This window comes from Rhodospirillaceae bacterium, assembly GCA_018660465.1.
GTDB lineage: Bacteria > Pseudomonadota > Alphaproteobacteria > Rhodospirillales > JABJKH01 > JABJKH01.
Map to the genome: position 1 here is coordinate 1 of JABJKH010000011.1, position 10,550 is coordinate 10,550.

Below are 10,550 nucleotides of genomic sequence, written 5' to 3' on the forward strand. Positions count from 1 at the left end.
GTTTGCATAATGGCCAGAACCTTCTTCCGATCCACCAAGTCAGCCAATGCGCCGGCGGGTAAGGCAAACAAGAAGATCGGCAGCGACACAGCAGACTGCACCAAGGCCACCCACGTCGGAGAACTCGTCATTTCCGCCATCAGCCACCCAGACGCGATATCGTTCATCCAGGTCCCGACCAACGACACCATGGTCGCGGTCCACATGATGGCGAACAACGAATGCCGAAACGGGCTCCAGGCAGATGGTGCCACATGATCCGATGATTTTTCTGGCGATTTTTCAGCTTCTTTTGAGGGGGTCTCAGGCATGGGCGGGAGTTTACGTTGCCGCCTCCTCCACTCCAAACGATTTTTTGATGTCTCCTTCGATGCTAATCTTAGCCACCGTGCAGCCCCTGACGACGACAGAAAATCTATGCGGTTTATCAAAGGCTTCCGGGGCCTCGGCAATCATGTCGTGAATGAGCTCCCCCAGGACCCGTTCCGGTTCATCGGCGTAGCGTTCTGCTTCCATGATCTCGTTGATCTTGGTACGACCAAGGCCGATGTGGCTGGAAATAGCCTTCCACGACCAACCATTGAGACGCGCCAGTTTTATGGTTTCTGCCATGGCCGGGTCGCGGCGAAAGGATCTCATTGTGCGGTGTCTCCCCCTAAATGTTTATAAAGCTGCCACGGTGTCCAGACCCACGGGGCCTCCATCGCCAACAGGTGTTTGATCACCCCGACACAGGAAAACAGGCCGCGTGGTTTCCAATACCGTCCTGATTGTTGGTGTGACTCGACGCGGAATGCCTGCCCAGCCGCAACCATGGCATCGACAAAATGCGCGTAATTAGAGAATGCATTCCCCGCCACGGTTAGCTTCAGATCATCGACTTCTTGGACATCAACGCAGCCGGAGACTGGATTGATGATGATCCAACCCTCGAACTTTTCCGCCCGGCGCATGGCGTAGCAATGGCGAAATCCCGGCTTCAATCGCATCAACATCGAATAAAGCCAACGATCTCGGCGACGGGGAACATCGCTCAACGGATCAGGATCAGAAAAAATAATGTACCATGTTAGTGTCATGTCGCTACCCGTTCTTTTGGAAGAATTACTTGCTTTATTTGACATAAACGAATACTTAACTAGTGAGGGATTAAGTTGACTTAAAGAATCCACACCAATTAGTTCAGAAATATAACTATGCAGATTCCTGCTTTAGAGCTATGGATCGCCATAATTGGCACTGTCATCGTTGGATGTGCGGTATATGCGACCGTCCGCCGGACACAGATACCCTATTCCCTTTATGCCATTTCGGTTTGCTTCTTTGCCGTCGCTGCCTGGATGGAAACCTCCAGCGTTTCTCCAAACGGCACGACGGCGGACCTTGAAAAGCGCTTGGGGGGACTGAGCGCACAAACCCAAGACCTGGACCAGAGTCTGAAAGCGCTGGGTGTTACGCTTGACGAAATGAATGCCCGCGCACAACAGACGGTTAGCGAAACCGACATTCCGGCGATTCGCAAAGACGTGGAAAAACTCGAAGCCAGCGTCGAAGAATTGGCCAATATGATGACGGCGGCCGGGGGTGAAACCACCCATCAAGTTCTTCCCATGACTGAGGAACAAAGAGCCAAGCGCATTCGTGAACTGCGTCAGGAACTTATTCGTCTGACCCGTGAAGGCAGCCTGAAGAAAAATTAATTTTTCGTCGTCGCCGGATTCCGTTAGCACCATCATTTGTTTTCGGCTTCCTTCGCCATCTCGTCCAACAGCCAGAATTTTATGCCTTCCAAACCGCCAATCAGGGCGAAGGTATCGTCCTTCCAATTTCCGCCGCGCATGCGTAATACATCCCCCTCCCGCGTCAGCGCTACAACCAGCACGCCGGTAACCTCCCCCTCAATCGCGTCGTTAAAAAGATTGCCAACGCCTGAAACAAATTCCGCCTTCTTGGTGCCGATTGTCACGACGTCACCCATGGGAGAGTCCTCGGACAGGCTGTGTCTCAGCATCCATCCTTCGAGATGCCGCGATGCCGCTCCTCAGGATGAAGTGTGGGGGAGAACAATAAATTAAACCTTCATCCTGAGGAGCGCGCCCACGGGGTGTGGGGTGTCCCCACCGATAATAACGCGCGCGTCTCGAAGGCCGCTGAGTAAAGTTCACCTCCCCCATCACAACACACTAAACCCCGTATCGGCCTGATGAACTTGGCCCGCCCCTGCCCCCTTCTTTCGTGCCGTGGCCCCATAGCGAAACGCATCTGCCGCATGAGACGTCCAATCGTGCAGGGGATGGTCCTTGAACGTCTTTGTCTTCTCGTTGAATTCCTTTCGGTAGAGGGTCAGGGCATCGATGCCTCTTTCGCACACATCTGAATTAAAGTGACACCGTGGCAGGATCGCACGGACGGCGTCGATGCCGTCGGCGATGCTGAGTTTTGGCGCGATCTCAAACCGAAGGCCCAATGAGCGTGCAACTTCTTCTCGGCTTTTACCGGTGCCAGATTCTCTCGCACGAATGTCATGCGGCGCGATGTGACGAGAATAAACATATGGCTTGTTTTGGATCAGGCGGGCGTAGTACGCGAGCCCTTCACCAGACGCTTCTTCGTAATCAATCACATGGACTTCATGACCGGCGTACTGCACGAACCAAATCGATGTGGAATCGGCAACGCCCAGGTCCCACCAAGTTTCAACAGGCTGCTGTGGATCGGCGTGCATCGATAGAATGCGGCCCGCCGTTCGCGCCTTCTCCATCTGCGCGCCATAGTACGCGCCGTGAAAAGCCGCGTCGAAGCTGCACCAATATTCCTGCTTAACAATGTCTTCGGCCATGCCCGAGCGCAGGTCTTCGTCAATCGCCGATTTGTTTATAACCGGCGATCCGTTCTTGCGTTTGGTATCATCGACGGTCAGCACTTGCGTAAACCAGTCCGGATTCTGTTCAGCCAGGCGCAGCATACGGTAGCCATGGTTGCGCCCGCGCGGGGTATAGATGAACATTGCCCAGCCCCCGTTTTCGGCCAAGATAGGCCGGATGTAATCCCACGCCGCCGGGTCGGCCAAGGAGTATTCAGAGAACACCACGCCCAACGGATCGGCCCCGACCAAATGGTCATAGTTATCAGATCCGCACAGTTGCCAGATCGATCCGTTTTTGAGTTCGATCTTCATCTCCGTCTCGTTTCTGGCGCGGCGCAGACGCGGCGGGAACACCAGGTCGAGAGATTTTTCGCCGCTTTCCCGATCCAGGCGGTCCCAAATCACCCGCCGCGCCTGGCGGATGGTTGGCAGCATGTGCCAATAGGTTCCGACCGCATCATGGGCCGCACACGCCGTCCAGTTGAGGCCGAATGAATCCTTGCCCGCGCGGCGATGCCAAATCAACGCCGCGCGCTTGACGCCACCTTCCAAGGCGCGCCACGCGGGTAACTGATAAGGTCGCGGGTCCCAGCGGTTGGGGATGGCAATATTATTCATCCCCATTCCCATCCCGGCTCCCATTTTCAGGCCCATCAACATCCCTATAAACTTTGCGGATCACCGTCACGTTGCCAGGTTCTTTACCGTCCTTGCGCTCACGATAGCGTTCCGGCTTTAGCGCTTTCAGCCGGAACATCAGCAAGCTGTCGGAGAAATCTTGGGTCGTGCCAATTTCCTTGCCGCCATAGAATACCTTCTTCTGGTTTCCCTCTATCGCCCGTCGATCAGCTTCGGCTTCCAAGGTGGCCACGTAGTCATCCATCGCCTCGTCCCACTTGTCTGCGAAGGTTAGGTCTTGCTCCCTAAATTGATACACCCTGGATCGCGACATTCCGACTTTGTCAGCCGATGCCCTGACGTTGCCGGTTTTTTTCAGGCGGGTTAAAAAATTTGTTTGCAAGCGGCGGGTGAATTTTACGTTGCCCGGCATTTAGACAGCCTCCTCGCCTTGTGGCGGAACACCCTTCACGGCATGCGCCAGGGCTTGATTTAATTTAGCATCGAACTTTTGTCGTTGGGCGGTGCTGAGATCAGACCATCGCTTTGGCTTTGGATCTCCTGCTCCCTCGGTGTTACGGCGGGCATGTTCGTCCAGGTGATCGCGCGCGCAACGAAGTGCGGTTTGTCGCGGGCGCACCCTGTCATCCACGGCCTTCGCAACATCGGCGCGGGTCGGCAGCCATTTTAATGTTCGCGTCAGATAATCCACCACTGCAGGCCCGACATCCTTCGGAGCCTCGGCCAGCACGCTGGTCACCGCGCGTACAAAAATATCCGCGTTCATGACCTCGCGCGCAGGGTAGCTGCCGATCAGAATTTCCGCCTGACGCAGGGCTGCCTCTGGTCCACTTGGAATCAGCGCCGTTTTTAATTCTTCAATGATTGCGGAACAGTCGTCGACAGCAATCAGACGTGTCCATTCATCCAGCCGGTCATGGGCTTCCGGCATCAGTCGCGCGCGGTGCCAGTACGTCAACGGGCAGCCACTGAAAGGACCGGATATTGAAGCCAGTTCCCGACTGGAAATATCCTGGCCTGAAGATTGTTTGGTTAAGGGGCGCATTGTAAAAATCCTTTTCCCGTTAGCTCGGTTGTTTTAAATCATCGCGCAGCCGACCGAAGGCATCGGCCATGGCCCCGCCGCGCACTCCTTTTGCGGACCGCGCTTTGCCGGACGCATCTTCCCGGCACCACTTCACCGCATTTCGAACCCACGTCGTCCAGGCACTTTTCCAAAGCGCCATCATGCTGCCACGCGCGGTGTGGTAGGCGTGAAAACCGGCGGCCTCGTCCGCCCAATCGATGCCGCTGAGGTCGCGCTCGTCCGAATATGCCTTCGCGGCTTCCAGCCATTCCGGTGGCACGGTCCAGTCCTCCGGCAAAGCAGAACGCTTCCGCCTAAGAATTGGTTTTTTAGGGGAACAGGCCCCTTCCCCTTTAGGGGAAGAGTCTAGACTCTGACTCTCTTTCTTTCGTGTCGCTTTCGTTGCTGCTTTCGTTGCCGTGCTCGATCTAACGACAGACATATCGTCCGTTGAGGTGGATTTGTTTGGACTCAAGCTCTTACGCTTTCCGGCGCTTGATTTTCCGGCGGCACTTTTCTGCGCCATATCTCGCCCGTACTGAGCCAGGATCGCGTCACACTTTTTGTTTCGGATAAGGCCGTCTTTGACGTAGATTTTTTCGAACGCCAACAACGCCGATTTAATTTGCTTCCACCTGCGGCCTGTTTTGGTCATGCGGCCAAGCCTGCGGTCGTCATCGACAACCCGGTTGCCAGTGACATATATAAGGTCAAGCAAACGACGGTAGGCCAATTCCTCCAGCGGCTCTAATTGCACCATGCCGTCCAAGGCTTCCTTCGGGTACCATTTGATCCAAATCGCCTTCGCGGTATTACCCATCTCGTTGCCCATTTCTGGGGTCTCAGCTACGTCCCTCATCTAAGCGCAATCTCCAACACCAAGGCCGCCAACACGAACATTCCGGCAAACCATCCCGCCGCACAAAACCCGCCCAAGACAACGAGAGCCCACATCTCGCGGATCATCGCCAAGGTTTCATTCCACGCCTTAATCATTGCCCACTCCCCGGGAAACTCCGATGCGCAGATAATTCCGCCTGCATCTTGGCTTTCTTTGACAGACGCGAATGGGACTTGTTCATCACCACACGATGGCGTTGCAGCACGTTGCGAATTTGGTGCAGGCCGAGACCGAACAATTCACTCAGATCACGCAGCCCAAATTCTCGGGTCTTATAAAGAGAGACAATTTCGCCCTCCATCTCAGCACCAAGGGTTTTCATCGTCCTGCTCCTTCAAGTCGGTCATGTGAGGTTAAAAATATGTCGCAGCGGTGCGACAGCGCCCGAATGACGGCGACTTGTTCTGGTGATACAGGAGCGGCGAATTCCGTGGTCGATAGATGCAAACCCGTCAGGGCAGCCAATTCCGCCACCCGTCCATCCAAGGTCATGGTCGCGGATTGGGTGCGATTGGTCCTGGCAACGCCCCTAATGCCCAACGGCAGCAACAACATCGCCAGAAATTCAATCGGCAACACAGCAATCAATCGCCATAAGACCGCCATGTCCGGGGTCGCCTGTTCCCGAATGAAAGTATCGACAGTTCCTGATGGACCCCCCAAATCAGCGTCCAACAGGTCCGAAGACCACTCCCGGCCCGGCCCTACATATGCGCGAAGCGCTTCCGCTAACAGACCCCTGCAGGATTCAGAATCAGATCCGTTATCGGCCACTTCAGGGAGAAATATTGAATTGTAATTCGGTTTCATTGTGATCGAAACGTACGAATAGTTCGTACATTTGTCAAACGAAATTATCGTTTTTCTTTCATACGCGTGCGAAATCTGTTATAAGTGTGCCATGAATCAACCAAATCCCGATCCCAATACGAACCAAGGTAGCGTTGCCCAAAGGCTCAAAGAAATTCGCAGTCGTAGCGGGCTCTCCGTCCGTAAATTGGCTGATGCTCTTGGCATTCCCGCATCGTCCTATCAGCACTACGAAGGGAAGAAGTACACCAAGCGTTACCTGGACACCGGGCTGTGCTCTGATCTTGCGGAAATCTTTAAAACCAAAGGCATAGACCCTGCGGAAGTCATGGCTTTGGCGGGTTTTCAAGGCGGCGGATGGGAACAAAATAACAGGGGATTTAGCGATTCAGGTGGATCAGAAAGATCTCCGGGATTTGAAGTGTCGGGGACCTCTAATGCATTGGAAAGCGAAGCAACCGTCGGTGTCGATGTCGATAAACTGCAAGCCGTCGCCCAGGCAGTGGAAGAATTAACCGACGAGATGGAACTGCCCATCGACCCGGCCCGTAAAGGCAAGATGATCGCACGCCTTTACAACCTACTTTACGAGCAAAAGTAGTTTCAAAAATTATTTTTCACAATTTACGGGTTATCCACAGGCAGGGCTTTGACAACTTTTGCGCGTTTGACTAGTGTTCGCGCTACCCCCAAATTAGGGGATCGGCGGGCGGGCACCCGCCGACCATCGATGTACAAGCCATCGACCCAACAGTTAGGCCGTCGCCCGGCTGCCGGCCCAACAGCGCTACGCTGTGAAGCCATTATTACATTGTGAACAGGGGTAAGAAAATGTCATTAGAGAAAACCCGTGCTAAAGCGATCATTGCCGAAGCACTCTTCCCAGAAAAGGTGGTGTTCCTGCACCGACCTTCCGCTGTCTTCGGAGCATTGGTCGCCACACTTTCAATATCGGTCGCCTTAATATTCATACAATGGATATTACAGGGACCAAACTAAGGACTAAAAATGGCTTCCAATAAGCGTTATCGCCCTTATTTTGAGTCTCATTCCGAAGAGAACAGCAGCCGTTATTCGTCCGAATACGGCTGCTGGATCTTCCCAAATCAGCTGCCGCTGGAAGCCTTTTGAGACCCATCAATTCTGCTTTTATTTGGTCTTTCCTGCGCCAATTGGGTTCAAAAATAAACTAAAAATTTATTTTAGTTTCTGCATAAATATCCGAAGGTTGAGCGAGCAATTCTGATTTTTTGCACCGAATCCATATTTTTTGCGTCGCTCCTTCGCTATGTTTAAGACCAAACACGGGTATATTTTTAAGCCACAAATGGCGAGCTATGTTCTACAGCACTCTGACCAAGGTCAGGTTTTAGTCTTCCGTGCATCACGGTCGGTTGCTATGAAATTTTAAATTATCCTTCTATCTCAATTGGATTAGTGAAAACTTTATCCCCCATTAGGGGTATTTTTTTATTTTTCCAAAATTTCTTCATTTTTCTTAACCACCAGACTTTATGTCTTTTTAAGAGCATGCCCACTCCGCCCTTCCGACATTCCCGAGTCGCAGCTTTATTTCAATGGGTTTGCATTGATTTGTACGAATAATATCGTATGTACGATTTATTCGTTTGACTTTTGTTTTGTTTTTTCGTACGTTCCGATCAACATTTGAATCAGAAACTCAAATCAACCGCCTAAGACTCAGCGTCAGTCGCGAAATAGGATCTCCCCATGAATAAGTACCAAGATGACACCTTCTTAACCACACCCAACACTACACCCGGCACCACACCTAACACCTCACATAACACCTCACATAACACCTCTGGCCCTGCCTCCCCTCCCGGCATGTCAGAGGATCAGGCCGGGCAGGTGGGTCGCCCCCAGGAAATTGCGGGAGAAATTGGGACGGGCATGGACTTTGCCCTCCCTGCTGATCCCCTGCCCGGCCACCCTATTGAGCCGAAGCTGCCAGAGTCGCCAGACCAGAAACTCCCAGACCCACAACTCCCGGAGCGGCCCGTCATCCCCAACCTACCCAAGCCGCGCAAGGTCATGCCTGAACTCCGTGAAGACTACATCAAGGCCTACAAGACCTACTTCATGCACACCGGCGACCACCAGATCGCCAAAGAACTCGGCCTCCTGGAGCTCAGACGCTCGTGGGCCGAAACCAACGCAGACGGTTCAGGCCGCCTCACCAAACACGCGCCAGAACTCGAATACCCGTCGCTCAACGCAGACGACATTAAACAACGCTTCAATTCCGACCTAGCCGCCCAAGGATTCGACCCCGAAACCACCTTCCTAAAAACCGACGACCTAACCCGAACCCAATCCAAAACCATGCACCCAACGTACGCGCTCACTGTCAACGGCGAGGCGCTGACCCTCCCCAACGGCGCAGCCCTCAGATGGAAACCGAATGAGGGGCTGTTTCAGGTGGCGGGGGAGGCGCCTGCTAACGACGACATGGAGGGGGGGGGACGATTTTAAATTTATAGGCGAAGTCGTTGAAGTATCAACGGAAGACAACCGCCTGGAAGACGTTGGTAACGTTCTTGACCCTGACGAAGATGATGGAACTGCCATGAGCGATGATAGCGCTGATATTGAGGATAGATTGGGTGAAGATGATCTTGAAAACACAGAAAATTCGCCGAACAAAAATTCACCCTCAATGAGCCAAAAAGAAATTGAAGAGAAAATTAAAGGATTGAGAGATCTGCTAAAATTCAACGGAGGGCCACATCTCCTAACAGAGTCATCGGATCAAATTGATCGGAGCGCGAAGCATTGCAAAGAACTTTATGAACGTGAATACGATCCGTTTTATCTAGAGGCATTAACAGAATACAGATTAGCTGACGCGCAAATTGCAAATGCAGAAGCCGATCTAACCGAATGGTCAGCGACTGTCGCGAGCGTAGCTTTGGATCGATACAATGCAAAACATGGTGCTCTGTACGAACATCAAAAAATTATCAAAAAACAGTGCAGTTTTGTCGGTTAGATAGAAAATTCTACTCTAGCAAAAGAACTAACTATCGATCTGAAGTTAATTTTGCACAACTCATTGGCAAAGGTTGGGATTGAGCCTTCAACTGTTGGCAACGCCAAGCAAAATTACTGCGCCAATGTTCCAACTTTCCTTTGCCCGTCAATCCGCCCGCTTGACGTGCGCGCTCCGACCAGTACATGGTTCTCTCGTAATCTTCGGCGACATGTGATCCACTTAAAAGTCCGGCTGAATAGGCAAGGGCAATCCCTTCAAATGTCATCGCGCGCCCGGTTTCCGCTGCACGTTCAAACCAAGTAGCCGCTAGTGCTCTGTCCTTTTTCACGCCACGTCCGTGCAACAAATCTGTTCCCCAAGCGACTTGAGATGTTGAATTTCCCAATTCAGCCCCTATGCGGGACCATTCTGCACTCTTTTTGAAATCTCTTTCCAGACCGGTCCCCATAATGTAATTTGTGGATGTCATAATCATTCCCATAATATGGCCATTTTCCGCCGCACGTATCGCCCAATATGCGGACTTAGCGATATCTTCATTTACCCCAATCCCAAATCGATAAAGAGACGCTAGTTTGACCTGCGCCCCAGCATGATCTGCTTCCGCGAAAGGTAGAAACATCTTTATGGCGACCGAATTATCAGTTCCGTTAAGCATATCCACAGCGTCTTCATAAGACCCCGCAAATGCTCCCGCCAGTGGCACTATCACTAATATTATCGCTATAAAGAACCGCATCATAATACCCCTCAACCAGACCCGTCGTTTATATTTTACGCTTCAGACTGATATATGGAAGGATTAGGCCTAGAATTTTCTTTCTGCTGCACAATCCACAATTCCCAGATCCTCTACGCCCTACTCCGCCTCTCCCAGAACGGCCCGTCATCCCGCCGCTCCCAAAACCGCGCAAGGTCATGCCTGAACTCCGTGAGGACTACATCAAGGCCTATAAGACCTACTTCATGCACTCAGGTAATTTTGGGGCGACCACCAGATCGCTAAGGAACTCGGCCTCCTGGAGCTCAGACGCTCGTGGGCGGAAACCAGCGCGGATGGTCCCGGGGCCACGGGGTGTCCCCGTTTTTTAAAATACAGGGGTCACCCCGTGACCCCGGGCCGCCTCACCAAACACGCGCCAGAACTCGAATACCCGTCGCTCTCCGCCGACGCAATTAAACAGCGCTTCGAAACCGACCTAAAATCCCAAGGCTTCGACCCCGAAACCACCTTCCTAAAAACCGACGACCA

The 10,550-nt window shown here is 52.6% G+C and carries 18 protein-coding genes; 6 read left to right on the top strand and 12 right to left on the bottom strand.

Annotated features, from left to right (window positions below; genetic code table 11):
* The 3 genes from HOM51_02625 to HOM51_02635 form a co-directional block, all read right to left on the bottom strand.
* Positions 1-311, bottom strand: a 311-nt coding sequence (locus HOM51_02625; GenBank protein MBT5033393.1) for an MFS transporter, incomplete at its 3' end; no start/stop codon positions are given.
* 10 nt (positions 312-321) lie between these two features.
* On the bottom strand, positions 322-639 hold the full coding sequence (locus HOM51_02630) for a hypothetical protein (protein ID MBT5033394.1): 318 nt from the start codon (positions 637-639) through the stop codon (positions 322-324).
* The gene (locus HOM51_02635) at positions 636-1,079 is read right to left on the bottom strand and encodes a hypothetical protein (protein MBT5033395.1); all 444 of its coding nucleotides are present in this window, start codon (positions 1,077-1,079) and stop codon (positions 636-638) included. Before HOM51_02635 ends, HOM51_02630 begins: the two co-directional genes overlap by 4 nt.
* Before the next feature lie 117 nt (positions 1,080-1,196).
* Between HOM51_02635 and HOM51_02640 the strand changes: the two genes are divergently transcribed.
* On the top strand, positions 1,197-1,700 hold the full coding sequence (locus HOM51_02640) for a hypothetical protein (protein MBT5033396.1): 504 nt from the start codon (positions 1,197-1,199) through the stop codon (positions 1,698-1,700).
* A 32-nt stretch (positions 1,701-1,732) separates the two neighbouring features.
* Here the strand turns inward: HOM51_02640 and HOM51_02645 are convergent, their stop codons facing one another.
* From HOM51_02645 to HOM51_02680, 8 genes are all read right to left on the bottom strand, one after another.
* The gene (locus tag HOM51_02645; protein MBT5033397.1) at positions 1,733-1,978 is read right to left on the bottom strand and encodes a hypothetical protein; all 246 of its coding nucleotides are present in this window, start codon (positions 1,976-1,978) and stop codon (positions 1,733-1,735) included.
* Positions 1,979-2,173: 195 nt separating this feature from the next.
* The gene (locus HOM51_02650; GenBank protein ID MBT5033398.1) at positions 2,174-3,484 is read right to left on the bottom strand and encodes a hypothetical protein; all 1,311 of its coding nucleotides are present in this window, start codon (positions 3,482-3,484) and stop codon (positions 2,174-2,176) included.
* Entirely contained in the window at positions 3,477-3,917 is a 441-nt protein-coding gene (locus tag HOM51_02655) for a terminase (protein ID MBT5033399.1), read from the bottom strand. Before HOM51_02655 ends, HOM51_02650 begins: the two co-directional genes overlap by 8 nt.
* Complete coding sequence (locus HOM51_02660; protein ID MBT5033400.1) at positions 3,918-4,550, bottom strand: hypothetical protein; 633 nt, start codon at positions 4,548-4,550, stop codon at positions 3,918-3,920.
* Between the two features lie 19 nt (positions 4,551-4,569).
* Entirely contained in the window at positions 4,570-5,430 is an 861-nt protein-coding gene (locus HOM51_02665) for a DUF1376 domain-containing protein (GenBank protein ID MBT5033401.1), read from the bottom strand.
* Positions 5,427-5,567 (bottom strand): hypothetical protein, encoded by a 141-nt coding sequence (locus HOM51_02670; GenBank protein ID MBT5033402.1) that lies wholly within the window; start codon positions 5,565-5,567, stop codon positions 5,427-5,429. Before HOM51_02670 ends, HOM51_02665 begins: the two co-directional genes overlap by 4 nt.
* Positions 5,564-5,794: a hypothetical protein gene (locus HOM51_02675; protein MBT5033403.1), complete on the bottom strand. Its 231-nt coding sequence runs from the start codon at positions 5,792-5,794 to the stop codon at positions 5,564-5,566. The genes HOM51_02670 and HOM51_02675 overlap by 4 nt, the downstream gene beginning before the upstream one ends.
* The gene (locus HOM51_02680) at positions 5,791-6,246 is read right to left on the bottom strand and encodes a hypothetical protein (GenBank protein MBT5033404.1); all 456 of its coding nucleotides are present in this window, start codon (positions 6,244-6,246) and stop codon (positions 5,791-5,793) included. Before HOM51_02680 ends, HOM51_02675 begins: the two co-directional genes overlap by 4 nt.
* Before the next feature lie 127 nt (positions 6,247-6,373).
* On the opposite strand from HOM51_02680, the gene HOM51_02685 reads away from it, so the two are divergent.
* From HOM51_02685 to HOM51_02700, 4 genes are all read left to right on the top strand, one after another.
* The gene (locus HOM51_02685) at positions 6,374-6,883 is read left to right on the top strand and encodes a helix-turn-helix transcriptional regulator (protein MBT5033405.1); all 510 of its coding nucleotides are present in this window, start codon (positions 6,374-6,376) and stop codon (positions 6,881-6,883) included.
* A gap of 230 nt (positions 6,884-7,113) precedes the next feature.
* Positions 7,114-7,281, top strand: a complete 168-nt coding sequence (locus tag HOM51_02690; protein MBT5033406.1) for a hypothetical protein — start codon at positions 7,114-7,116, stop codon at positions 7,279-7,281.
* Between the two features lie 732 nt (positions 7,282-8,013).
* Positions 8,014-8,778 carry a hypothetical protein gene (locus tag HOM51_02695; protein MBT5033407.1) on the top strand — a complete coding sequence of 255 codons (765 nt, stop codon included), beginning with the start codon at positions 8,014-8,016 and terminating at the stop codon, positions 8,776-8,778.
* Positions 8,779-8,872: 94 nt separating this feature from the next.
* Entirely contained in the window at positions 8,873-9,295 is a 423-nt protein-coding gene (locus tag HOM51_02700; protein MBT5033408.1) for a hypothetical protein, read from the top strand.
* Between the two features lie 31 nt (positions 9,296-9,326).
* On the opposite strand, the gene HOM51_02705 is transcribed toward HOM51_02700, so the two are convergent.
* Positions 9,327-9,956, bottom strand: coding sequence for a sel1 repeat family protein (locus HOM51_02705; GenBank protein ID MBT5033409.1), 630 nt, complete (start codon positions 9,954-9,956; stop codon positions 9,327-9,329).
* Between the two features lie 451 nt (positions 9,957-10,407).
* On the opposite strand from HOM51_02705, the gene HOM51_02710 reads away from it, so the two are divergent.
* Positions 10,408-10,550 (top strand): hypothetical protein (locus tag HOM51_02710; GenBank protein MBT5033410.1); only part of this gene is annotated, 143 nt, incomplete at its 3' end.